At 42.9% G+C, this 26,659-nt stretch carries 17 protein-coding genes and 3 tRNA genes; 7 read left to right on the top strand and 13 right to left on the bottom strand.

Annotated elements, in window-relative coordinates; all coding sequences use genetic code 11:
* Positions 1-6 precede the first annotated feature (6 nt).
* From EGV92_RS13555 to EGV92_RS13585, 7 genes are all read left to right on the top strand, one after another.
* Complete coding sequence (locus EGV92_RS13555; RefSeq protein WP_131669842.1) at positions 7-498, top strand: phage baseplate assembly protein domain-containing protein; 492 nt, start codon at positions 7-9, stop codon at positions 496-498.
* Complete coding sequence (locus EGV92_RS13560) at positions 491-871, top strand: phage GP46 family protein (RefSeq protein ID WP_165525632.1); 381 nt, start codon at positions 491-493, stop codon at positions 869-871. The genes EGV92_RS13555 and EGV92_RS13560 overlap by 8 nt, the downstream gene beginning before the upstream one ends.
* Entirely contained in the window at positions 871-1,917 is a 1,047-nt protein-coding gene (locus EGV92_RS13565) for a baseplate J/gp47 family protein (protein WP_131669844.1), read from the top strand. The genes EGV92_RS13560 and EGV92_RS13565 overlap by 1 nt, the downstream gene beginning before the upstream one ends.
* A 47-nt stretch (positions 1,918-1,964) precedes the next feature.
* Positions 1,965-2,459, top strand: coding sequence for a hypothetical protein (locus tag EGV92_RS13570; RefSeq protein WP_131669845.1), 495 nt, complete (start codon positions 1,965-1,967; stop codon positions 2,457-2,459).
* Between the two features lie 9 nt (positions 2,460-2,468).
* Positions 2,469-3,251: a phage tail protein gene (locus EGV92_RS13575; RefSeq protein WP_131669846.1), complete on the top strand. Its 783-nt coding sequence runs from the start codon at positions 2,469-2,471 to the stop codon at positions 3,249-3,251.
* A 156-nt stretch (positions 3,252-3,407) separates the two neighbouring features.
* On the top strand, positions 3,408-3,635 hold the full coding sequence (locus EGV92_RS14380; protein ID WP_131669847.1) for a Com family DNA-binding transcriptional regulator: 228 nt from the start codon (positions 3,408-3,410) through the stop codon (positions 3,633-3,635).
* Positions 3,571-4,437: a DNA adenine methylase gene (locus tag EGV92_RS13585; RefSeq protein WP_131669848.1), complete on the top strand. Its 867-nt coding sequence runs from the start codon at positions 3,571-3,573 to the stop codon at positions 4,435-4,437. Before EGV92_RS14380 ends, EGV92_RS13585 begins: the two co-directional genes overlap by 65 nt.
* A gap of 142 nt (positions 4,438-4,579) precedes the next feature.
* Here the strand turns inward: EGV92_RS13585 and EGV92_RS13590 are convergent.
* The 13 genes from EGV92_RS13590 to EGV92_RS13650 all read right to left on the bottom strand — a co-directional run.
* Positions 4,580-4,670, bottom strand: a tRNA-Ser gene (locus tag EGV92_RS13590).
* 135 nt (positions 4,671-4,805) lie between these two features.
* Positions 4,806-5,837 carry a type I glyceraldehyde-3-phosphate dehydrogenase gene (locus EGV92_RS13595; protein WP_131669866.1) on the bottom strand — a complete coding sequence of 344 codons (1,032 nt, stop codon included), beginning with the start codon at positions 5,835-5,837 and terminating at the stop codon, positions 4,806-4,808.
* A gap of 188 nt (positions 5,838-6,025) precedes the next feature.
* Complete coding sequence (locus tag EGV92_RS13600) at positions 6,026-7,858, bottom strand: AAA family ATPase (RefSeq protein WP_131669849.1); 1,833 nt, start codon at positions 7,856-7,858, stop codon at positions 6,026-6,028.
* Positions 7,859-8,637: 779 nt separating this feature from the next.
* Positions 8,638-10,707, bottom strand: coding sequence for a Fe(3+)-hydroxamate ABC transporter permease FhuB (fhuB, locus tag EGV92_RS13605; protein ID WP_131669850.1), 2,070 nt, complete (start codon positions 10,705-10,707; stop codon positions 8,638-8,640).
* Entirely contained in the window at positions 10,704-11,753 is a 1,050-nt protein-coding gene (locus EGV92_RS13610; RefSeq protein WP_131669851.1) for an ABC transporter substrate-binding protein, read from the bottom strand. Before EGV92_RS13610 ends, fhuB begins: the two co-directional genes overlap by 4 nt.
* Before the next feature lie 131 nt (positions 11,754-11,884).
* Complete coding sequence (locus EGV92_RS13615) at positions 11,885-14,026, bottom strand: TonB-dependent siderophore receptor (RefSeq protein WP_131669852.1); 2,142 nt, start codon at positions 14,024-14,026, stop codon at positions 11,885-11,887.
* Positions 14,027-14,481: 455 nt separating this feature from the next.
* On the bottom strand, positions 14,482-15,087 hold the full coding sequence (locus EGV92_RS13620; protein WP_131669853.1) for an iron chelate uptake ABC transporter family permease subunit: 606 nt from the start codon (positions 15,085-15,087) through the stop codon (positions 14,482-14,484).
* Complete coding sequence (locus tag EGV92_RS13625; protein ID WP_131669854.1) at positions 15,084-16,100, bottom strand: ABC transporter substrate-binding protein; 1,017 nt, start codon at positions 16,098-16,100, stop codon at positions 15,084-15,086. Before EGV92_RS13625 ends, EGV92_RS13620 begins: the two co-directional genes overlap by 4 nt.
* Before the next feature lie 50 nt (positions 16,101-16,150).
* On the bottom strand, positions 16,151-18,295 hold the full coding sequence (locus EGV92_RS13630; protein ID WP_131669855.1) for a TonB-dependent siderophore receptor: 2,145 nt from the start codon (positions 18,293-18,295) through the stop codon (positions 16,151-16,153).
* 664 nt (positions 18,296-18,959) lie between these two features.
* Positions 18,960-19,036 (bottom strand) — tRNA-Asp (locus tag EGV92_RS13635).
* Positions 19,037-19,072: 36 nt separating this feature from the next.
* Positions 19,073-19,148, bottom strand: a tRNA-Val gene (locus EGV92_RS13640).
* Between the two features lie 383 nt (positions 19,149-19,531).
* Positions 19,532-24,076: an Ig-like domain-containing protein gene (locus tag EGV92_RS13645; protein WP_131669856.1), complete on the bottom strand. Its 4,545-nt coding sequence runs from the start codon at positions 24,074-24,076 to the stop codon at positions 19,532-19,534.
* Between the two features lie 214 nt (positions 24,077-24,290).
* On the bottom strand, positions 24,291-26,659 hold a 2,369-nt coding region (locus EGV92_RS13650; protein WP_131669857.1), incomplete at its 5' end, for a hypothetical protein.

The following is a 26,659-nucleotide window of genomic DNA, read 5'->3' on the forward strand; positions in this document are numbered from 1 at the left end:
CGTCAAATGAACCCATTTAAGCAAGCTGCAGTTGTCCGTCAAGCTATCGTTGGCGTAATCAAGCGCACAGGCAATCAAGCCCTGCAGGTACTTGGGTTAAGTGGTGAGCTTATTGATGATGTGCCGCTGTATCAGCAAGCTGGCTTTGCTAGCTGGCTACCTAAAGACGCTGAAGTAATCATGTTTCCGATGTCTGGTAAAGCCCGTAACTTTGTAATTGTCGGTAGCCGTGACGCGGTAGCTATAGAGGTACTAGATGGCGAAACCTTGGTCTATAACCAGCATGGTGTTGAGCTACGGTTATGTAAAGATAAGGTGAAGACCAATGTAGATATATATACGGATGGTGATATTCATGCGGCGGGCGATATCTATGACCGTACCAGTAGCATGCAGCTGATGCGTCAAACTTACAACCAACATAACCACAGTGCGGAGGGTACATCACCGCCTTCTGTATTAATGATACCGATAGATCTGGGGGTTGATGATGTTTAAGTTTAAGTTTGATCAACAAACTAGCGATTATAAGCTGCTTAGTATTGATTCGCCGCCCACGCAAGGTCAATATGCTCTCGCTGAAGCGGCATATTTGCGTTTGATCACCCCCAAAGGATCATATTTTGATGATGCTGACTTTGGTAGCGAACTGTATAAGCTTAGACGTAGCAAAGACTTGCCACGAGTGCGTAGTCAAGCTATTAAATACGCCAAACAGGCCTTAGAGCCGTTACGCGATGCCTATTATCTAAACGATATTACGGTCGCAATCGAGCAAGCTGAACAAGGATACGTGAAACTAAAAGCTGCGTTAAAGACAACTGATGGTAGTACCGTCACCACCCATATTAATGTTCAGGTAGCAGGCTAATGTATAAAACCCCTAAATATAGCGACATTAAAGCCACGATCATGCAGGAGTATGTCAATCATACGGGCCTCTTGCCCAAGCGCGACTCTGATGCCGCTATTCGTGCAGCCGGTACAGCAGCAGTCGCAGAAGGTCTATATAGTCATCAGCAGTACATACTCAAGCAGCTATTCGTGCAGACCGCCGACGAGGCTTATCTCTCTATTCATGCTGACGAATTAACTTTACCACGCCTTGGCGGCTCCACTGCTACAGGCCAAGTGTGGGCGGCTGGCACTACAGATGGCGTCAACTTACCAAGTGGCAGTAAGCTGACTGACGGCTACGGACACTACTGGCAAACCACAGCCGCCGCGACATTATCAGCTACTAAGGCGGTATTAGTCCCTGTACAAGCTGACAAGGTGGGCGCGGCTTATAACGTATCAGGTACACTGCGGTGGGTATCACCAGTAGCAGGTTTGCAAAGCGTGGCACAAGTTGAAGTTATCAGTGGAGGCTCAGATGGTGAGAGCTTAGAGCGGTGGCGAGGTCGGCTTTGGAATAAGAAAAAGCTAGGTAAAAACTTATCTCGCAAAGAAGATTTAAGACAGGCCGTATTAGGCGTGCCTGGTGTCGCTGATGCGTATGTCTATCCTCTGCGTCGCGGTGCTGGTAGCGTGGATGTCGCAATCACCGCCCAAGGTGCTGATGGTGCAACATTACCGAGTGATAGTTTACTGTCGCAAGCTGAGCAGGCACTCAAAAACGCTGCCGCATTCTGGGAAGATGTGCGAACCTTTAAGCCAACGGTAATGCTGTTAGATGTTACCGCCAATGTGAATGGCGTCAATATAAATTCGGGTGAAATTAATGCCATTATTAGAGACTACCTAACAGCATTGGCTCCCGCAGAAAGCTTTAAAGAGTCAGTATTATCAAGTCTGATAATGGCAATACCGGGTATGATTGATGTGCAGCTCACGCCCAACCAAAACGTCAATCCGACTGTGAGCATGGAGCAAGTCGGCTGGATTCGCTCTGGTGATATTACGGTGGCGCTATGAGTCAACTCAGCCAATTAAGTACAACTAGATCAAACATGGCTAATGTAATGATGCATCATTTGCCTAGCGGTGCGTATGACCATAGCCATAAGACAATTATATATAAAGATATTCTAGCACACACCAAAGCGTTAGAGTTGGTGCGGGCTTCATCAAAGCAAATCTTTGCTGTATTAAAGGGAATCCCTGATGAATTAATTGATGAGTTTGAGCGTGAATACGGGCTACCGCTACTGTGTGGTCAAAGCAATGTGGGTGATTCTTTGACAGAACGTAAGAGAGAGTTAGAGAGGGTGAGGCGTGAGGGTCACGTCCTGTTAAACCTTGATGGACTATATAAGCTCTTTGAACGCTATAACCAAACTATATTATCAATGCAAACCTATGTACCTATGCAGTGTACGGGTACTTGTATTGATCCCCTTAACACAGCTCGATTGCGCTTTAGAGTTACCTTATCGTTAGAAAAGCCTATCAAGGCAGATATGGCGTGTTTATCTAAGCACTACTTGCCTGCTTCATTAAGATTAGATATTAAATAAGGACGTACTATGCATCGTATCGACTCTGCCACGGCCCGTGCCGATGTCAATGGCGAAGGTAAGAATGGCTTTCATGATAACGCTGATCTACCTAATCAGGACGCTACCTATTTCACTCCAGAATGGGCCAATGCGCTACAAGAAGAGATTGCGGGTGCTATTGAAGGCTTGGGTATTGATTTAGATAAATCGGACAACGGACAGTTACTTAAGGCGCTGGTTAAGCAGTTTGGTGAAAAAAAAGTCTTAGAGGATGCTGTCGAAGAATATAAAGAGATGATTAAGAAAGACAGAGTTCGTATCAAAAAACTCGAAAATCGTACCTATGAAGATACGCAGATTGGTGAGGTATTCTGGACTACTGAACACTTTGTCACTGCTGCTGAAGTCACTGAATATAAAGGTTATGGGGAATGGAGTCGCGCTCTACAAGGCCGTGTTGCTGTCGGGTTTTCTGATATCCCAGATGATCCTATCAATTTTAGGACGCATGGAGCTAAGTATGGTGAGCATGAGCATACGCTGACTATTGAGGAGATGCCTGAGCATAAACATGCGTACATGGCAGCTCATGAAGGTGGTTCTGGTCGTATTCCAGACGAAAATGGACACATATCGATTAATCAAGATGGTAGTGGTGGTTCTGTATATATTAAACATGAGGCTGATGAAAAAGATGGTAGTGTGATGACAAAAACTGGTGGTAATTCACTGTTTTCTAATGGAGGTAGTCTGCCCCACAATAACCAGCAGCCATCTCAAACTATTGATTGCTGGGAACGTATTGCATAATAAAAAAACGGAGTGACAGTATGATGTTGGAGCATCGTACTGTCCCTCTTGACAGAATACACCTGTCGCAAAGCTAAGACTCCGCTACCGTGTACACAGCGAACGGAGTGTAACATAGAATCTAACGCCATTCTAACGCTAAGCACAGGAACAATAATGAAATTTATATCATGCCATGAGTGCGGCAAAAAATTACTTAAAATAGGCATATTTGACCAACTTTCAATTAAATGTAGCCGATGTAAAACATTAAATCATTTGAGTGTCCAGAACACCCTATCAGAAGACCACGAGTCTCAATATAAAAGAGGAAAGACTCGTGAGCAACACAGCACCAAAACTTTACTCAAAAGCCCCAATTCCGTTTGTAGGACAAAAACGTAATTTTTTAAAGGCCTTCCGGCTCGTTATTGAAGACAATATCCCAAACGATGACGAAGGTTGGACTGTTATTGATGTGTTCGGAGGTAGCGGCTTACTTGCTAATAACGTCAAACATCTAAGGCCTATGGCTAATGTTATCTACAATGACTTCGATAACTATAGCCAACGTCTTGAGCTTATATCTGACACTAATAGGTTACGTAACCTACTTAAAGAGGCGATTGCCGATCAGCCTCGTAATAAGAAGTTGGATATTAAAACTAGGGGAATAATTAAAAAGACAATTAAAGATTTTGATGGCTTTATTGACCTACAGACTATTTGTCCATGGCTTCTATTTAGTGGTAAACAAGTTAGTAGTATTGACGAGCTTTTTAACCACACTATGTACAACTGTATACGCTGTAGCGATTACCCGAGTGCAGATGGTTATCTGGATGGTATAAGTATCGTCTCTGAGTCTTTTGAAGTTTTGATGGCGCAATATGGGAATAGGGAAAAAACGCTATTTGTGTTAGACCCACCTTACGTAAATACTAAGCAAGGTGCGTATGCACTTAATGAGTACTTTGGCATGGTGCAGTTCTTAAGACTGATGAAGCTAGTAAGGCCACCTTATATTCTTTTTAGTAGTACTAGGAGTGAGCTACTTAGTTATATGGACTATCTTAAAGATAACGTTCATGAGGATTGGGTAAGGCTAGGAAATTATGAAAAGGTTAGCCAGGTCTCTAGAATAAATAAGACTGCTAGCTATATTGATAACATGATTTATCGATGGGATTGGCCTAGTGCAGAATGAGTTTCAAATTAGTGCAAAATAAATTCGCAAATTACACTATAATAACCGAATTAAATAACTGACGGCTAACCTAAACTTACCTTCCAAAAATGACGCAAAAAAAAATCCAGCTTATCATAACGATAAGCTGGATTCTTGAATTTGGCGGAAGCGGAGAGATTCGAACTCTCGGTGGGCTATGAACCCACGCCAGTTTTCAAGACTGGTGCATTCAACCGCTCTGCCACGCTTCCTTTAGGTGGCTTATTATAGCGATATAAATTTATAATGCAAGTGCTAATAGCAATTTTTTTTAATTTTTTGAACCACTACAAGACTTTGTGAGAAATCTAATCAGCAAAAAGCCTTTTTTATTATATTGATAACGGTTATCTTGATTTTGATAAGTACAAGCACATATCAAGTAAACGATTGGCATAACCCCACTCATTATCATACCAAGCGAATACTTTGAACTGTTGACCGACTCGCATTAACTGCTGACCATCAATGATTAATGACTCAGACTGATGGATAAAGTCACTAGAGACCAGCGGCTCATCAGTATAGGCCATAATATCTTGCAATCGTCCGCTACAAGCCCTGATCAAGGTTTTTCTGACCTGCTCTAAATCGACCTCATTATTAAAGACCACGGTCACATCAATAGCAGCGACATCGATGGTCGGTACACGGATAGAATGACCGTTAATACGCCCTTGAATGTGCGGTAAGACTTGCTCAGTAGCAGCAATGCTACTCGAGGTAGTAGGAATGATATTATGACCAGAAGCCCGAGCGCGGCGCAGGTCACGATGCGCTTGATCAAGGACAGTCTGATCAGCGGTGACAGCATGAATCTCAGTCATCATCACAGAGGCGATTCCAAACGCCCTATCTAGAGTATCGATCAGCGGCACGAGTGCTTGCGTGGTGCATGAAACGCTGGAGATAATAGGCAAATCACGAGTGAGCAGCTCATCATTAACGCCCATAACCACACAAGCATCGACTCGATCAAAGGGCGCTGCGCCGACGATAACTTGCTTAGCCCCGGCTTTAATATGCATAAATGCCTGATCATAGGAGCGGAAGTGGCCTGTGCACTCTAATACTAAATCAACGTTAAGCTCGGACCACGGTAGGTCAATAGGCGCAGCTTGCGACAGTATCGTGATACAGTAGGTCTTGTCGTCTTTGCTCAAACACAGCTCACCTTGAGTCTCATCGAAAGTCGCGTCGACGCCAAGCTGACTTAAGCGCCCGTGGGTACTATCAAACTTCAGCAGATGCAGCAAGGTTTCTGCATCAGCCAAATCATTAATAGCGACGATATGTAACGAGCGCCCTAATACATCAAAGCGCTCTATCAGTGCGCGCAGAACGTTGCGGCCAATTCGCCCAAAGCCATTAATAGCCACCCGAAGTGTCCGACCTTGGTGGCGCTCAGTTTGCGCCCGCTCAGACTTAACAGCCGTAGGGCTATTGATAGTCTTCTTCTCATGGTCAGTAGAGGTGTGATATGTAGGGGCAGCGTTGGACAAGGCAGACTCACTATTAATACTAAAGATATGACGACAAAGTTATAAATGAGGTTGAGCTAAGACACTCAAGGCGTAACGAAAATAAGTGCCAGACGAATAGTATTATAATCAACCTTCTCTTTAAGATACTCATAGATAGGCTTAAGCTTGATACTACCATCATCGTTGAAGTCATTGGGATCGTTAGCGACTTTGATAGCAACATAAGCATTACCAACGGCCAGCATAATAGCATCGTCAGGTCGCAAATGATCACACTTTAGGCTGGGGTCTTGTTTTTTAAGCTCACTAATATGACGCATAATAGTCGACTGAGCAAGCCCGCGCGACTGAGCGATATCAGCGATACTTAGGCTTTCCTCTAACAATAGCTTGGTGGCGATCAGAGTACTGTCTGATTGATCTGTGACTTGATTACCTAGCTTTTCACGCTTGTCTTCTTGCGCCTTACTCTTTTCGGCTCGGCGCTTACGCATGGTCTCATAGGCATCAATGATTGTCTGGCTCAGCGTCCCACCTGACTTCAACACAAACTCATCGTGGGTCTTTTTCAAGCTAGCTTCATCAAGCATTGAGTACGCCTCTTCAGCCTCGCTCGATAGCACTTTAAAGCGCTTGTCTGCGCCGCGAGCTAATGGGTCAAGCTGCAAGCTCATGTCATTCATGCCAAGTAGCTGTAGGCCTTCAAGTGACTTTAGACGCGATAAGGCCACATAGCCCTGCCCCAACTCAAAAGTCTTAGACAGGTCGATCTCGGCGGCATCCAAAGTCATCCCTTGCGACTTATGAATAGTAATGGCCCAAGCCAGACACAGCGGCACTTGACTATAACTTGCCAACACCTCGCCGTTTTCATCTTCTATCATCCACTCTTCAGGCTCCGCCCGAACCCGCCGACCATCATTTAGTTTGACCACGGGCAGCTTTTGTTCTGCCTCATCCTTTTTATCTTCATCGTCTACCTTGCCATTAGATTTAAGCGACTCAAAGGCCACGATCTCACCCATTGTGCCGTTGGATACTGCTAGCTCGTTATTATTCTTAATAAACATCACCTTAGCACCAATTTTTAGGGTTAGCTCATCGCTAGTACGTACGTTTTTCTTAAGGGTCTCGACCAGCTTACTATCCCCAAAATCTGTTGCATTAAAGACGACCGGCTTAGAGGAGAGAGCATCTAGCTCGCGCTCGTTAATCTTATTCACGTTTAGATTGTGGGTATACAAGCGAGTACGATTGACATCGACGTCATGGGCATGGGTGGCTTCTAAAGCATGAATGGCGTCAAAGGTGACTGATTGCTCGCGGATCTGGTTAAGAATAGCATCTAGATTGAGCGTATCGCCAGACTGCGTATCATCTTGACGATGCTGCTCAGTTAAGTAGCAGATATGGAAGTCGGCCGCGAGCCATGCTGCTGACATAAAGGCAAATTTCTCTCGATTGCTCTCGCCGCGCGCACCCACAGGTGGCAGCTGAAAAAAGTCACCTGCGACCACGACCTGAATACCACCGAAAGCCGCTTCACTATTACGGACATGTTTTAATACCTCATTGACCATATCCAGCTGCTTGGCATGCAGCATCGATATCTCATCAATAATCAGCACCGCTGTCTCTTTCATGCGGTCGGTCAGATAGCGGCGACCGCTGATATTTTTGAGATCACGCTCGGTTAGCTCGTCTTTGATGCCGATGCCTGACCAACTGTGAATGGTCGTGCCATTCATATGCGTCGCCGCTATACCCGTGCTAGCAGTCACCGCTACTGCAATTCGCCGTGCTCGCAGATAATGAATATATTGGTTGAGAGTATAGGTCTTACCTGAGCCGGCAGAACCGGTTAAAAATACATTATGACCCGTCTTTAAAATATCAAGGGCAGTGGATTGTTGCATAGGCTCAGACCAAAGTTAAAGAATATTAAATAAGCGTATTATAGCGTGCTGAGGGTAGCATAAGGCAGTACTCGGTCACAAATACTCTGCTAAATTTCTCATTTATAGTAGATTTTGCTAATTTACATAAGCAAACCTTTACACCATTTAACATACCTCGTAGTAGTAAGTTTTTAGAGCTTTGCAGACAAGCCAATCAGTATTTAGCAAAGTTTCTTATTGTCGTTGAGCACAAAATAGAGTTGATTAAACTGTTTAATATCGTTGCTAATAAATAACGCAATCACCGCCTGCATTATGATCTTAGAATAAAATTGACGGATTAAGGCTTCGTAATATAGATAATAAAGATGCTCATCGATTGCGGCGTCTTGTATATGACACGACACAAATTGACTTTGACAGGCAGGGTGTTGTTTGACGGTATCGACAGGTACTTCAGTCATTAGCGCTTGGTTTGCAGGCTCAGTATTTGTCGTGGCTGAGCGTTCAGCATGGCATCATCGAGTGCCACATCAAGGGGTATAGTGTATTAATAGCCCTTGTTGATATATCTCCTCTACCACAAGTAAAACCTACTGATGGCCATGCAAACCTATAAAGGCACACAGCATATTATGTAGAACTCTAGGGCAGCAGGTATGAACGTAGTCTATTATATCTGCTTTACCCTTTGCCTCCCCGCCCGTAAGTATTGTTATTATCCGTTATTGTTTATTGAGCGTCGCACCACTTAATTTACAAGTAACCCAATTAAAATAATCTATTTAAGATACTAACTATTTGAACTTACGCATCATGATTAAGAAATACGCCCCACCAACTATGCCCGATATAACCCCTGCTGATATCTCATAAGGAAACAAAACATAACGTCCGAGCCAATCGGCTATCATCATAAAAATAGCACCAATTATAGCTGCAAGTAGCAATTGTTTTTCTACTTGAACCGCTCCAAGTGAGCGTGCTAACTGTGGTGCCATTAAGCCAATAAAACTTAAAGGGCCAATAGCTACTGCCGATACGGTACTTAGCAGCGCTACTAATATTAGTATTAATACTTGACTGAGCCTAATTGATAACCCCAAACTCTTTGCGACTGTTTCACTAAGGCTTAATAGCTTTAGCGGCTTGACCAATAAAAAGCTCATTATGAGGCCAATAAATGCTACCCCTAGTAAGATATAAGCCGTCTGCGGATTAAGATGGTAGGTTGTCCCTGATAACCAAAATAGCACTGCTTCTAGTCTAGGATCGCCGCTAAAGTTAATAAATGCACTACAAGCTGTTATCAATGCGCCAATAGCAATACCAATAAGTAGTAGATAACTGCTATGGACCTTATTCGCTAGCCAAAGAACTAGTAACAATACGATGCCACTACCGACAAAACCTGACCCAACTAACGACAACATAGAAAGACTAGGAAATATCAAATAAGCCATGACGATAGATATCGAGGCTGCCGAGCTAACTCCCAAGACTTCAGGACTCGCCATTGGGTTGCGCGTCATCTGTTGTAGTAATACACCAGCGATGCCAAGCATAATACCTGTCGCTGCTGCCCCCAAAGTCCGGCCTAATCTAAATTGTAAGATAGACCCTATATCAAGCGAAAAGTGCCATCCGGAGACACCTTTGACAAAGATTAAGGCAACCACAAATGTATAAACCATGATAACCAAAAACTGCCACCAAGCTATCTGCTTACGCTCAGGCAACAAGTCGTAGGCTTCTTCAGCAACTTGGTCTTTGCGCTGCTTGAGGATTAACCAAATAATTAGTGGTGCACCAAGTAGGCCAGTAAAAGCGCCAGCAGGCAGTGGAAATGATAGCTCAATGAAATGGTTAAAAATATTTAACAGATTATTGGTCAACCATAACAGCAGCCCACCAACCAGAAACCCTACCCATAAGCGCTGGCGGATATGACGGATATGCATAGCGTTGATTAGTGTTGCTGCCCCCAAACCGACAAAGCCAATGAGTCCAACCTTGCTGACGACAATAGCCGTAAGTAAAGCACAAACAATAAACACTCCGATACGCAGCCATTGAACAGGTAGGCCAAGGCGGGTGGCCTGCTCATCGTCTAAAGCCATTAACATTAATGGTTTATGAAGGAGCATTAAGGTAGGCATGGCGATAGCGCAAACCCAAGCTAGCGTCTGCACTGGTTGCCAACTAACTTGGTATAGCAGTCCACTACTCCAAATAGATAGTGAAGACAAATACATGGTATTAAAGACCATGACCAGACTAACAAGAGCGTTGGTCAATATAGAAATAACTAGCCCAGCTAAGATTAGTACTAGAGGATTAAGCTTACTCGGTAGTGCAATAAGCATGACTAAACCAAGCGAGGCTATGGCGCCAATAAAAGCCACCCAAAAGCTACCAAACAATGACCAACTTGGAAAGAATACAATGGCGAGCATCATAGCAAGTTGCGCACCACTACCTACGGCTAATGTGGTATCAGAAGCAAGATTATTACGTACAACCTGCTGTAGTAAAATACTAACGACAGCAAGTAGCCCACCGGTACAGATTGCCATTCCCGACTCAGCGACAATAAGTAACTGAATAGCAATAGCGGCAGGATCGAGACTGGAGGAATCAGAAAATAGATGAGTGACTGACCAATGCCACTTAAGTATAATTAGATACATCGTAGAGGAGATAACGCCAATAGCAAGAAGTATCACTAAGCTATAGCGGCGGATATAGTTAAGCAGCATGTTTAATAAATGACTGCTTGGGTTATTGCGCGGGTCCCTAGGGGATTTTGTAGAAAGTTTGATGGAAGTGTTAGTACGTCTCTGACGAACAGGTATTGAATGACTCATAACTCATGAGCTTTAGTATGAATAGGATCTGTTTTAGATTCTTCTATCTTAGGATCAGTATTTAATACAAGATTATAATCTCTAGGTTTGGCTACTTCTTCAGCAAGATTATTAGAGAATTGTAAGAGCACATTAATTCCACCAAAATGCCAAACTGGCTTTATAACATATAAGCAAGCATTTGGCTCACTAAAGCGAGAGTGTTGCCAGAGTAAGCTATTTTTGAGTTGATATTTAACAAATGGGCTAATAGGCTCCATAATAATCAGGCAAGTATCAGCAGGGATGTCATAAATCCGGTGTAATGGTATAGATGCAACACCGAAAGCACTTGAAGTACCTAAAGACACTAAATCTAACCCCATCATATCCGTTGCTAACCTAATGGTGCTATTTATTCCAAAAGAGTTCATCTGTTGAACGCTGTACAAGTTTGCTACTACCATCTTACGGTTAGTGCCTAAGTGTTGCTGGACGATAGCCCCAGCAGCCTCTATCTGTTGGCGGCTGCTTTCTATATAGTGCTCGGTACGTCTAGGACGCTCAATTAATCGACCTATCTTTAAGGTAGAATCTACCATTCTTGACCATTTAAGCGGTTTTGTGTTATCCATATTTTCAAAATCAAAGCCAAAAGTGATACTTTCTACGGGCGTATTAGCGTCATAGATACTACGATTATCCTCATAATAGGGATTGTCAATAATTAAATCTGGACGCAATAGTGAAATTAGTTCGGGATTAGGAGCTGTGCGTAAGCCTACATCAATCACTGATTGCGGTAATTTCGGCGTAGCTACCCAAACCCTATAACCTTCTTTATCGCCGATACCAAGCGGTGGCAGTCCTAGTTCAGTAAGCGTCGACCCAGTTGCCCAATCGGGGGTGATTACCTCTATATACTTATTTTTTTTTTGATTCTGCTTTAGGTTTTGAAGTTGGTAGCTGTCTTGGTTTGATTGATGAATAATGAGTAATAAACCAGATATCAATAAGAGAATACTTCCAAAAAGCCAGTTTTTTTTACTACTGAAAGTTATAAACATAAAAAGCAACTTGAAGTTATGACCATTGAACTAAAGCTGTAACCTACGAGAATATTCGAAATGTATGTCATCATGCAAAAGTAAATGAAGCAGGACTCCATTTGCTTTTGTGACACTATTCCTTTAAAAAATTACCACTTGTAAGTGACTTTACCTACTATGTTACGCGGCTCTCCATAAAAGCAATTATAAGTACAGGTTACATACTCTTCGTCCAATAGATTCTTTGCGTTAAGCGACAATAACCAATTATCATTGACCTCATAACTTGCCATTGCATCCACTAAGGTGTAGCTTGGGAATTCAACCCTATTAGACGTACCAACGGCCCTATCTTTAAAGCGAACGCCTACGCCAAACTTTAACTGTGGTATACCTAAACCATCGAAGCGATAGTCTCCCCAAAGTGAGAAAGTATTGTAAGGTACATTCCCTGTTCGTTTACCCTCAAGCTCTGGTGTCAAAGGACTACTTTCAATAGTACGAGCATCAGTATATGAATAGGCAGCAATAAGGTTGGCATTATCACTGAGTTGTGTTTTTGCTTCCAATTCTAACCCTTGAGAACGTACTTCACCTAATTGCGTTTTGAAGTTCTTATCTTTAGGATCCTTGACTAATACATCGGTTTGATTAATCTGATATAGAGATCCTGTCAATAGCGTATCACTGCCTACTGGTTGATAACGAACGCCAACCTCATATTGTGTACCTTTAGTCGGTTCAAAGAAGTCGCCATTACGGTCTATACCATAATTCGGCAAAAATGATTGATTTATACTGGTAAACGGCGCTATACCATTATCCATTAGATATACTAGGCCGATACGACCAGTTGTTGCATTAGTATCAGTCTTTGCTTGACCATCCTTAAGGAAGATTGAGCGCTGTGTACCAGTAGCTATGTCATGTCGTACACCAATTAATGCTACCCACGTATCATCAATAGTCGCTTGATTTTGTAAGTAAATACCCGTTTGCTTAGAATCATCACGACCTGTAAACCCATCATAAGGCACCAAATCACCTATTGTATCTTTACTATGATCTGGGTTGTAAAAGTCTAAGGAGCTAACTGTAATAGCTTTATAACCCTCAAAGTCAAAGGTCTGATCCGTATAATCTACACCAGCTAAAGTTAAATTAGTTATATGGTTACCCAGTTTCCAATCATATTCGGCAGATAGGCTTGCTACGATACTATCCGAATCGTGTTTCAACCTTAAGGGATAACGACTGTATTCAGTTTCGGAACCAGCTAGTAATTCATCATATGTAGTGTATTTAATATCTGTCTTTGCAGCCATGTGTCGTAGTTTATGGTTCAGTTTTAATTGTGGAGTTACATTGTGTTCAATACTATAGCCTAAAGTGTAGCGCTCATTATCATATCCATCAAAACCCTTCACGCCCTGATTAAAACTACGATCAATTTTGCCATTTTTAGTAGGAGCTACTGTTCCCTCATCAGGAAGACCATATACAGTAGCTGTCATATCCTGCTGATAATCAGCACTTACTGTTAGCGAGGTTGAATCACCAAGCTGCCAAGTTAATGAGGGCGCAATATAGGTGCGGTCATCAGGAACAAAGTCAACAAAGGTGTCACTATCTCGGAATACACCGACTAATCGCACAGCAACATCATCATTGACTTTATGATTAATATCAGCAGAAACCTGCTTTCGATCAAAACTACCGACTTCCGCATTGATTTCGTAGGCATTATCAAAAAATGGCTTCTTACTAATACCATTAATAACGCCGCCTGGTGGCAACGTACCATTGAGTATTGAGTTAGCGCCTTTTAACACTTCAATACGTTCTAGCCCATATATTTCTTGTTCTCCATTATAGGTATTAACCTGATACTGCTGGCCATCTCTATATTCGGTATAATTGAGAAATCCTCGTACCATATATTTTACAGTTGTTCTATCTGCTGCCTCAGTGCGATTAACGCCTGTTGAATATTCTAAAGCACCAATGACATCATCAGCACCAATAGATTGTATCTCTTGCTGACCGACTACCGTTACTGATTGTGTAGATTTAAGGATTGACTCATCAAAACCTGTTGTGGAACTAACTGTACTTGCTGCGATACCATCTACAGGACCATCGGCGGTTTCAGTCTCTGTTTCGGCAGTCACCGTAATGGTAGGGAGTGTCACTAAAGGAAGGTCTTCATCGGCAGCTTGAGCGGCAACGGGGGTGATCAGAGCGGCATTTACAGCCAACGTTAGGGTGGCGAGCTTAAAGCTAGGGGGCATAAGAAGTGTCCTATCTCAGTCAGATATAAGGAATACATTCAACTTAATTGAATGAATGACACCTTGGGCTGACACGATAGGCTGGCTGAGGTGTAATGCCTGCTAGGGCATAATATGACTACTATGTTGCTGTTAAGTTACTAAAACCTTCAACAATATATCATTATTAAATATCATTAACAAATGTTAATCATTATTAGTTAGATATTTTTTATAATAAAGTTGGTTAATACTTGTTTATTTTTTAATTTATCGATTTAAATGAGTTGTTTAGTTGATTTGTGCGATAGCATCGCGACTGGCGTTAACTCTGTCTTAACCGGTCAGTTCTATCAATTGACTCTGCTTCATTTGAATGAAGCCTATCAGCATGGGCAAAGCAACGTTAAAGGTTTGTGCAATAGCACTAATATGGACAGAGTAATTAGGCTTGCTACGCTCAGTTGTTGTAGAGGTTACCAGCGGAGCTGATAGAGTAAGCCGCTACTCCATAAGGTTAATCTAGCAAAATACTGCGTATCAAATATCATCATCAGGCTGATAAACGAGCTGACAAAGATACTGACTACAAAGCCTGCGATGATTAGCACCAGCGGGTCAAGCTTACTAGGCAAAGCAATTACTACTACCAAGCTAAGAGAAATCAGTCCACCGACAAACGCCACCCAAAAGCTGCCATAAATAGCCCAGCTTGGGAAAAATAGCATGGCTAAGACCATGGCAAATAATGCACCGCTACCAACGGCTAGGGTACTATCAGAGGCAAGGTTGTTTCTCACCACTTGCTGGAGTAACACGCTGACCACAGCCAATAGACCACCACAAAAAAAGGCCATTCCTGACTCAGCTAATAAGATGAGCTGGGCGATCATGGCTTTGGGTTCGAGCATGGCAGGATCAGTCAGTAAATCATCAAGCGGCCATTGCCACTTTAAGCCGATCAGGTAGATAAACGAGGCTAAGGTGGTGAGGGTAAATAGCGCAATAAGTATGCTGTATTTAGATGAAAACTTGGATTTTGCGGCAGGTAAAACTGGAGACTTAACTGAAGACGTGCTCATTGGGCTGCCTCCGTAGCCGTGACAGCTTTGCCTGCTAAGTATTCGTAGCTAAATTCATTGGTAGTTTGGGTGGTAACCGCTTTTTCAAGATTTTCAGCGAAGGTTACTAGTGGATCAACTCCACCACTTGATAAAACAGGATCAATAAAATAAACGCAAGAATTAGGTTGTGAGTAGAATGAGTGCTGCCAGATAAGACTATGCTCAATATCATACTTCGTCATTGCGGGTATAGGGCCAGTGACAATAAGGCACGTATCCTTAGGTAATTCATACAACATATGCATTGGCTTGCTAGCAGATGCCCACTGCCCACCACCGCCAATTTCTAAGGTTTTAAGCCCCATCATTTCTACCGCTAATGTGCTGAAGCTGTTGATAGTATCAACGCCTAGCTTTCTAGAATCCCACATATCCACCACTAAAAGTTTCTTATCACCAATACGGTTGTGCACGACTGCCCCTGCTTGAGCAATGCGCTGTTTGCTTTTAGCGATATATTGTTTTGCCTTTTGCGGTTGCTGTAGATATAGACCAATCTGCTGTGTGTCTTTTGCTAAAGTTGACCATTGCTTTTTTTTCTCTGGTTGATTATTTTTATTGAAATCAATATCGTAAATAGGGGTATTGGGCATATATAGTTCAAGATTACGATTATAATCAGCTATGTCTAAGATAAAGTCAGGCTCAAGCTGTACTACCAGCTCAAGATTAGGCATTCCGCGTGTCCCGCTATCTATTACCGTCTTGGGGATAGTAGGTCGATCAACCCAAACTGGGTACATGCGTTTGTCACCAATAGAGGTGGGCGGATGATTTAACTGTAACAATGCCACTGCTACTGCCCAGCCTTGTGTAAACACCTTGATTTCACTATTTGTATTTACTGCCTGCGATGACTGCACAGGTTGAGAGGAGTTAACCCAATGGGCATAGATGCTAATGCTTAAGATAGCGATAATACTTAGCATCAAAATCCATCGAGCAGAGCAAGCGTTAATTTTGTGAAACATAAGATTTCATCTTATCTAACTACCTATCAATAGTACCTTATCGATAGCTTCTACCACTTGTAGGTGACTTTACCCACAACATTTCGCGGTTCACCATAATCACACGCCCAACCGCATATGATATATTCTTTATCTAGTAAGTTATTAATATTGAGTGCTAGATTGATATTATCACTCCAATCATAGCTTGCCATAGCGTCTACAACAGTGTAGCTAGGATACTTGGTAGAACTATAAGGAAGCAGCGCTTCGTCTTTATAGCGCACACCTACCCCTACTTTTAATTGTGGCATACCAAAATTAGCAAAGCGATAATCGCCCCAAAGTGATAACGTATTAAAAGGCACATTACTCACACGTTGCCCCTCTTTCTCTGGATAAAGCGGACTGGCTTCAACAGTTCTCGCATCCGTGTACGCATAGGCAGCAATTAGATTACTATTATTGCCAATTTTAGTTTTTGCCTCTAATTCTACCCCTTGCGAACGCACTTCCCCTTGTTGTATTTGAAAGTCGTAATTTTCAGGATCGTCGACCAAGACATTGGTTTGATTAATTCGAAAAACAGAGCCCGTTAATAGCGTATCACTACCCTCTGGCTGATAACGAACACCAGCTTCATACTGAATCCCTTCGGTTGGCTCAAACTGATTGCCATCCCGGTCTACACCAATTTCTGCTTCAAACGACTGATTCATACTTACGTAAGGTGCAATACCATTGTCCATAAGATAGACCAGACCCACTCGTCCTGTGGTAGCGTTATAGTCCCCGTCTTCATCTTCTATGCTCTCCAAGACATAATCTGTATCCAAATTTATTTTGTCATGTCTTAAGCCTAATACACCAACCCAGCGATCATCAACGGTTATCTGATTTTGTAAAAACAGCCCCACTTCATCTCTTGTATTTTCATAATAAAAATAGGGCCTAACACTAAAATTATTGTTAGCATTATTATGATTGTAATCCGGATTCATAATATCAATTGAACTACCTTCGCTGAGTAAATCTACAGTATTAAAAGTCCCCTTGGTATAGTCAATTCCTATCAATGCTACATTTTCAATACGATCATTAAGGGTCCAGTTATAGATTGCTGACAGACCAGCATTGGTTTGCTTTGTATCTGTATTTCTCTGAATTATGGCACGTCCATATATCGTGGAGTCTATATCTCCAATCTGGTCGTCAAGATAGGTCCATGGAAAATTAAGCGTTGTCTCAGTTTGGTTTAAGTAGTTTTGAATTTTTAAGTTAGGACTGATGTTGTGATCTAAGGTATAGCCTATAGTTGTACGCTCATGATCAAACTCATCAAAATTAGGGGTACCACTATAACGACCTAGCGGAACTTTGCCAGCAGAACTAGGCTCTAAGGTTACTTCAACTGGGAATCCTGGAACATATTTTGTCAAATCACGTTGATAATCTGCATGTAAAGTCAGCGAGGTATCCTTGCTAGCCTGCCATGTTAAAGACGGTGCAATAAAAGTTCGATCATCGGGGACAAAGTCAACAAAGGTATCACTATCACGATATACGCCAACTAGACGTACGGCGATATCATCATTAACTTGATGATTCAGGTCAGCGGCAACTTGCTTACGGGAAAAACTACCAACTTCAGCATTTATTTCGTACTGGTTATCAAAAAATGGCTTCTTACTAACCGTATTAATAAGACCACCAGGAGGTAACGCTCCATTTAACAAAGAACCTGGTCCTTTTAATACCTCAATACGCTCAATACCATATAATTCTTGCTGCCCACCGAAATAATATTCAGAGTATTTATGACCGTCCTTGTAAGTACTTACGTTTTTGAACCCTCGTATTCTAAAATCTTCGGTGGTTGTATCTGATCCTAGTCCTCGACTAATCCCTGTAGAATAATCTAAAGCCTGTAGAAGGTTGTTAGCACCTATAGACTCAACCTCTTGCTGACCGACTACCGTTACTGATTGTGTTGACTTGAGGATTGACTCATCAAAACCTGTTGTGGAACTAACTGTACTTGCTGCGATACCATCTACAGGACCATCGGCGGTTTCAGTCTCTGTTTCGGCAGTCACCGTAATGGTAGGGAGTGTCACTAAAGGAAGGTCTTCATCGGCAGCTTGAGCGGCAACGGGGGTGATCAGAGCGGCATTTACAGCCAACGTTAGGGTGGCGAGCTTAAAGCTAGGGGGCATAAGAAGTGTCCTATCTCAGTCAGATATAAGGAATACATTCAACTTAATTGAATAAATGACACCTTGGGCTGACACGATAGGCTGGCTAAGGAGTAGTGCCTGCTAGGGCATAATATGACTACTATATTGCTGTTAAGTTACTAAAACCTTCAACAATATATCATTATTAAATATCATTAACAAATGTTAATCATTATTAGTTAGATATTTTTTATAATAAAGTTGGCTAATACTTGTTTATTTTTTAATTTATCGATTTAAATGAGTTGTTTAGTTGATTTGTGCGATAGCATCGCGACTGGCGTTAACTCTGTCTTAACCGTTAAGTTCTATCAATTGACTCTGCTTCATTTGAATGAAGCCTATCAGTATGAGCAAAGCAACGTTCATTTAACAAATTGTGATTCTTCAAATAAAGCACTCTATCAGTCAAGTCGATAGCTTATAAAACTATCAAGGCTATTTTTATCAGCCTGGTTAGATTATTAAAACAATTGGCGCAATGTTCAGCACCGATTTAGTAGAGCTTATAGTACGGTAATTTGAATTCTATTCTTAGTGGTAATAAGCTTTTGGTAGTGCAAAACTCACAGACACAAAAAAACCCCAAACAAGGGGATGTTTGGGGCGAAACTTGTTTAAACTTTAATAACAGTTTTAAATATGGCGCAGCGGACGGGACTCGAACCCGCGACCCCCGGCGTGACAGGCCGGTATTCTAACCAACTGAACTACCGCTGCTTAGGTCGTCTAGCTTTTTTACCACAAGCTATTAAGTGGTGGGTGATGACGGATTCGAACCGCCGACATTCTGCGTGTAAGGCAGACGCTCTACCAACTGAGCTAATCACCCTGAGAAGCGTTAAAAAATTGCATGCAATTTTAGCTTCGCAAGGAAAATCCTTTAAATAGGATTTTCAAAAGTTCAACATCTAAGTGTTTTATTTCAACAGAAAATCTAGTATAAGAGATTTTCTATTTAATCTAAGAAGTAACTGTCACATTCTACTCAGATTTTAAACAACGTAGCCTTAATCAATTTATTACTAAGGTCCGTCGCTGTGGGTGTGTATTATATAGATTTAAGAGGGAGTGTCAAATGTTTTTTCTACTTTTTGATTATTTAATTATTTTAGAGATTTTCACTAGAATATAGCCGTTGATTTAACGCATAAACTATGCCCCCGCAATTGCGAGGGCATAGTTTACCAAGTTGATATGCTAAAGGCTAATGGATCAGATGACCACGATGCCCTCTTGAATATAAACATCATTACTCATATCACTTCCAGCTTGGCTGTGATGATAGATACTATAAGTCATACCCTCTACTACCGTGCTGCCAGTTTCAGACCATGACTCGCGGTAACCATCACTTAAGTTGGCTCTAGACTCGCCATCACTGTTCCAGTTATTAGCGCCGAGATCAACTTTGCTATGGTTATCACCGTTAATGAACAAGGCACCATCGCGGTCAGTATCTTGCACAAGGTCGTCGTAACGAATATCGACCGCATTATTGCCATCAAGATTGATTTGCTCGAATCCTGTGAAGTTACTGCTGGTCAAGTTGGTGACATGGGTACGGCCTGTGGTAAGCGCATCCGAGCTATCGAAAGTTAGTACCAGCGTATCATTGCCAGCCTCGCCTTCAATACTCCCATCTAAGCGTCCACCGCCAAAGCTCACAACATCGTCACCCTCGCCCATTATGACGTATGCTGAACCCCCACCGACACCAAACTCAGAACCGATAGTCAATGTGTCATTACCGGTATCCATATCGATTTTAGCCGCATTATTTACACCTTGGGTCGTTATGACATCATCACCTGCACCCGTTGTTGTTACGCTATTATTCTCAATATAGCGATCCACAGTAATAACATCATCACCGTTGCCCGTAGTGATATGAGCGCGGTCTTCAACATCTTCTATAACATTGATAATGTTATTGCCATTACCTAAGTCAATTTTACTATAGCCATCGATATCCTCACCTACTGTTAGGGTGTCAGCGCCGTCTTCAGCAATAATAGTGGCCGCGCCATGAATCCCATTAGCAACTTCTAGAATATTATTACCGTCACCTAGATCAACATTAGCATAATCAGAGATAATACCATCAACGACTACAACATCATCACCAGCATCAGTAGTAACGTCGGCACGGTCATCGATACGACCATTGACATGGATGGTATCGTCTCCTTGACCCATTGCTACGGTCGAGTAATTTTCGATGTTGCTACCGACTTCTAGCGTGTCATCGCCTGCTCCTAGCTCAACTAAAGAGTAGTCTTCAATATCTTCCCCTACTACGACAGTATCATTGCCAGCACCAGCGTCAACATGAGTACGATTATTCAGATCATAACCTACGGATAGATTGTCATCACCTGTACCCAACAGTATCTGAGTATTGTTCCAAGTGTCGCTCGTAATCTCAACGCTATCGTTGCCTGTTCCCATATCAATAAGGCTACTGCCACCAGTATGTTGGGCTTGCAGCGTATCGTCATTATTGCCCAGTACTACTTGGCTAACACCATTGATCGTCGTACCGATGACCACGTTATCTTGTCCATCAGTACCTTTTACAATACCAAAGTCATATCGGGCAGATTCGCCAAGGTTATGGGTGATATGAAGGTTGTTAACAGCATCAGCTGAGTCGGTTGATTCAGCTTCAGTATAGCCATTGGCATAAGTGGTATCGCCTGAGCCTAAGTCAATCACGCCGCCATCATCCATCTCACCATAAACTATAACGTCATCACTACCTGATCCGGTAAAGATGCGACCACCATTGATGCCCCAGCCAGTAACGCGGCCATCGCCATTACCACCGACCACAAGAGTATCGTTACCCTCTTCGCCAAATACGTAAGCTCGAGCATCGGCATTAGACTGTGCCGCCCCTAAATGTGTGTCCAAAGCACCCCCGATATAATAGGTATCATCGCCTGTGCCAAGCTTGGTAACGGTATAAGCATTTTGATCTTCACGAAGCTGAATAAAGTCATCACCAGCGGCCGTATCCATCTCCCAGACTACCTTTGGATCATCAAGGTCGCGCTCGAAGTCGCCATCCCACGGAGAGCGAATTAGCTTGCCTTGATCATCAAAACCTTTATAACCAATGTAAATAGCATCATTGATATTGGTAGTCAGATAGTTGTCTTCCACACCGTCTTTGCCGTAGACTTCCTCAGGACCTACGTCTTGATTTAAGTCATAACCTAGGTGATAAAGGAATATAGGATCAGCTTCAAGATCAACGCTACCAGTATCAGAGATTGTTTTACTATTACCTGCTTTATCAGTAATCGTCATCGTAGCAGTATAACTACCATGATCAAGCGGAACTGTCGGTGTTACGCTAAAGGTTTTGCTCTGATCTACTATCACAGGGTCTAATACTTCAACTACATTGCCATTGGCATCAAGAATAGTGACCACTGCAGTAGCGCCTTTTTCAGCACCACCTGTATTAGTACCTTTTGTAACAGTAATGGTTGGTGTTGAATCATGAGTGCCATCTGGAGCGTTGATTTTTCCACTGGATATAACAATATCTACCTTATCACTATCTTGCGCTACATCCGACTTATTACCAGCTTTATCAACAATAAAGGCTTCAACCACGAAGTCTTCTCCATGAACCACTGGCGCGGACCCTTGATAACCATCAGCAAGAATAGCAGTGGTAATGACAATCTCACGGCCATTAACGACTAGTGTGTCTCCAACTTGTGCATCATTAGGAACTTCGACGACAAATTGTGCTTCGCCACCGTCCGCTGCCAACTCAGCAATGTTGATGTAGTCGTCACCATTAGTGTTAGTAGTAATATTAATCGTCGGTGCTAATGCTACTGTATCAACGTCATAGTCTTTGGTGGCTGTGATAGTGCCAGTGTTTCCAGCGGCGTCTGTCGCCACAATACTGGCAGCTAATAGACTGTCAGGGTCAGCGGCTAAATCACTTCCTAGTACGTCAATGCTAAAGTTGCCGTTAGCATCTACGCTACCAGTTTGTGGGTTGCCATTGACCGTTAGGGTCACTTTGTCGCCTTCGCTAAATTCGCCTGTGACGGTTCCGGTCACTGGAATGCGCTCTCCTACTTCAGCGGCGTTGATGATGTTGTCATCAGTGATGTCAGCCACCGTCAGTTCGGTGTTGCCACCATTTTCTGGTGCGGCAGGACCGGTGGTGTCTGCTTGGGGCGCTCTGTCAGTAGCGTTAGGACTGGGGTTACCGGCGGCGTCAGTGATGCTGGCGCTAATCTCAGTGCCCGGGGCAATCTCAATAGCAAGTCCGTTGTCGATTACTTGTTGAGTGATTGGGCAGCTTTCACCGTTAACCGTTAGCGTGTCACCAACCTTGGTGCCTTCAGGGACGGTAATGGTGGCGGTGATGGTGCCGTCTTCGCCCACTTCTTCGCTGTTGTAAACGTCGTCATCGCCGGTGCTTTCAAAGCCAATGACTGGGGCATTTGGCGCTACTGTATCAACGTCATAGTCTTTGGTGGCTGTGATAGTGCCAGTGTTTCCAGCGGCGTCTGTCGCCACAATACTGGCAGCTAATAGACTGTCAGGGTCAGCGGCTAAATCACTTCCTAGTACGTCAATGCTAAAGTTGCCGTTAGCATCTACGCTACCAGTTTGTGGGTTGCCATTGACCGTTAGGGTCACTTTGTCGCCTTCGCTAAATTCGCCTGTGACGGTTCCGGTCACTGGAATGCGCTCTCCTACTTCAGCGGCGTTGATGATGTTGTCATCAGTGATGTCAGCCACCGTCAGTTCGGTGTTGCCACCATTTTCTGGTGCGGCAGGACCGGTGGTGTCTGCTTGGGGCGCTCTGTCAGTAGCGTTAGGACTGGGGTTACCGGCGGCGTCAGTGATGCTGGCGCTAATCTCAGTGCCCGGGGCAATCTCAATAGCAAGTCCGTTGTCGATTACTTGTTGAGTGATTGGGCAGCTTTCACCGTTAACCGTTAGCGTGTCACCAACCTTGGTGCCTTCAGGGACGGTAATGGTGGCGGTGATGGTGCCGTCTTCGCCCACTTCTTCGCTGTTGTAAACGTCGTCATCGCCGGTGCTTTCAAAGCCAATGACTGGGGCATTTGGCGCTACTGTATCAACGTCATAAGCTTTAAGTGCAATAACGTACCCTTGGTTATTAAAAGCGTCGGTAGCTAGTAAACTAGCTGCTATCTTACTGTCACTATCAGCAGCTAAATCGCTTCCAGCAACATCAACACTAAAACTACCATCAGCAGTAACATTACTAACAGTAGTCTGACCATTTACAGTAAGCAATACTATATCACCATCAGAAAACTCACCCTGAGCATGGCCTGTTATAGTAACGGCTTGAGTAGCTTCCATACTGTTAATCTTATTATCTTGAGTGACGTCATCTATAATTAACTGAGTAGTCGTATTATCGGGTGGTGTAGTATCTGCTACGCGTGTAGTTATAACGTCAAATTTAACTTCCGAATAAGCTCCTCCAACACCTTCTAAAGTGAAATAAGAATCAGGCTCTAAAGTCACACTACCCACGCCTTCAATATTATCCCAAGGGATAACATCAATTGTCCATGTCTGCCCATTATCACTAGAAATAAGGTTATGTAATGTTACATTAGTTGTTGAAAAACTGCTTAACTCAAGCCCACTGACTGGTTCTGAGAAAACAACTTTAAGGGTGGATGTTTCACCTTTATTTAACAAAGTGTCGTCTAGTTCGAATTGTTTAACTGAAATCGCCATAATGAATCCTAGAATTAGTTATTGATAAAATGAATAAATATTTAGTGACCCTATAACTAGTCTTATATTAAGACTAGTTATTTTAAAGCTAAGGCTGGTAAGCGATTCCCGTCTTATATGTAAAGTGCTCAATGACAGTAACCGCGGTCGTTAACTGAGACTAAATCTAATCTTAAATAAGGTATCTGGACATCTATTCTCATAAGAGCCTTTATCAAATGACAGTAATGCTTGAGCCTTCATCGACCCATAATTGATTGTTATCAGTATCAGTGTATATGGCATAACTAACTCCTTGATAGTTTGCCGTAATAGTCGATGTACTGTTGCCATACCACTCGACCGTATCATTGCTATCACCTGTGACAAACAATTTATTAGCCCCGTCTGTATCTAGTAGTGCATTTACTGTAAAAGTGTCTTTATCAGCAATGATTAGCGTATTGGCCGCATCTAAACCCGCTCCTGTAAGATCATAACTCTCAAAGCCTCTTACCTCGGGTCTATTAACCTCATCATTGAGAGTTAGCGTCTGACCAGCTCCCGCTAAAACAACCGTATCAAAGCCTTCCCCACCACTAAAAAAGACTCCTACAGTATCTCTGCCATAACCTTCAGCTATGATCAGTACATCATCTTCTTCACCAAGGTCTAAATAATTTGGAGCAGATGAATCGTGCAGAGTAATCGTATTAACTTGATCTGGTGCCTTAATTGTAGATACATACTCATCACCATCGACTACTATTGTCACTGTCTCAGCCTCCTCGGTGCGCCCATCATTCAGTACCTTATAAAGAATAGAAAATTCATTGATCGACTTATCTATTACAAGTTGACCACCTCTCTGACTTAACTTATCTGCACCAATATCCTTCCCATCACTATCTCGGAAAATTAAACCACTGACATCGACGTCATCTGCAGAGGGTTGATTATTTTCATCCCTGATAGCCGCAGTTGGAGCAGTATGGTCATAATCAAAGTCAAGGTACTTAAAACCTCTAGCATCTTCTGCTTGCTTGAGAACTATATTAAATAGTGCTTGATACTGATCATTCTCGATAACCTCATTCGCTATAACACTCTCAGCAGTAACTTCATTAATATCATCTTCAGTGAATTTTAAAGTTCTCTCGTATAAGACTTTAGCTAACCTTAATTTTTCTGAATCCAATGCTAACAGTACATAGTCATGCTCTATAGGACCATCTTCATAATCATTAACTTTACTGTTCGCCCCATCTGTAGTTAAAACAACTGTAGCTGCACCATTTTTAGTGATGACTTTATAATACCCATCTTCCGACTCTGTCCTTCCAGACTCTTTGAAAACATAGAGCTTAGTCTCATTAAATAGTACTGATCTAGTGGGACCTTCCTTGTCATATACTGAATCATCAACTTCACTATTCTCATCGTATTGGCCTGCTCTAATACGGTCATTCAAGATATCATGGGAAGTCTCACGACTATTACCGCTAGTATCTTGAAGACTCACTGTGACTTTCGACCCATCTAACACACGGTTATAGTCAAATATCACTATTCCTGTATTAGTATCTAAGCTGATACCACTCTGGACCGTCGAGGGAGAGGCAAACTGCCATTGAGAAGTTGATGAATCATAGTTAATTAAGAGTTTATGCTCAGCATCAGGACTACCTGTCTCATCCACATAAGAAATTTGCATTGAGCTTAGATCTGACTCATTTGTTGGTATAACCTTTATGCCACCATCCTTAAAAGGGAATCTTGGCATGAATAGCGTATCGGCTATGACTACAGCTCCAATCTGTGTATCTTTAAGCACAGTATCTAAGTCACTAGCTGAATTACCCGCTAGATCTTGGATACTCGACTCTACAGTCAAGACGCCTTCATCCAAATCCGACAAATCTACATTTTCCACTGTCCATCTACCATCTACAGCTACTATTCCCGTAGCAGTCACCGTACTGTCATTCACATCAGTAACTACTACAGTGACTGTCTGACCAGCTTCTGCTCCAGTGGTAGACCCTTGAATCACAACATGTTTTTGCTCAGTACTATTGACAATGTTGTCGCCTGCAATTGGTAACGTGGTCGTAATCATTGGCGCTATAGTATCTGCTTGGGGTGCTCTGTCAGTAGCGTTAGGACTGGGGTTACCGGCGGCATCAGTGACGCTAGCGCTAACCTCAGTGCCCGGGGCAATCTCAATGGCAACTCCGTCGTCGATGATTGCTTGGGTCACGGGGGCGACTTCACCGTTAACTGTTAGCGTGTCACCAACCTTGGTGCCTTCAGGGACGGTAACGGTGGCGGTGATGGTGTGGTCTTCACCCACCTCTTCGCTGTTATAAACGTCGTCAGCACCGGTGCTTTCAAAGCCAATAACTGGGGCAGTTGGCGCTATGGTGTCTGCTTGGGGCGCTCTGTCAGTAGCGTTAGGACTGGGGTTACCGGCGGCGTCAGTGACGCTAGCGCTAACCTCAGTGCCCGGGGCAATCTCAATGGCAACTCCGTCGTCGATGATTGCTTGGGTCACGGGGGCGACTTCACCGTTAACTGTTAGCGTGTCACCAACCTTGGTGCCTT

Source organism: Psychrobacter pygoscelis, assembly GCF_004335015.1.
In the GTDB taxonomy this organism is placed as follows: Bacteria; Pseudomonadota; Gammaproteobacteria; order Pseudomonadales; family Moraxellaceae; genus Psychrobacter; species Psychrobacter pygoscelis.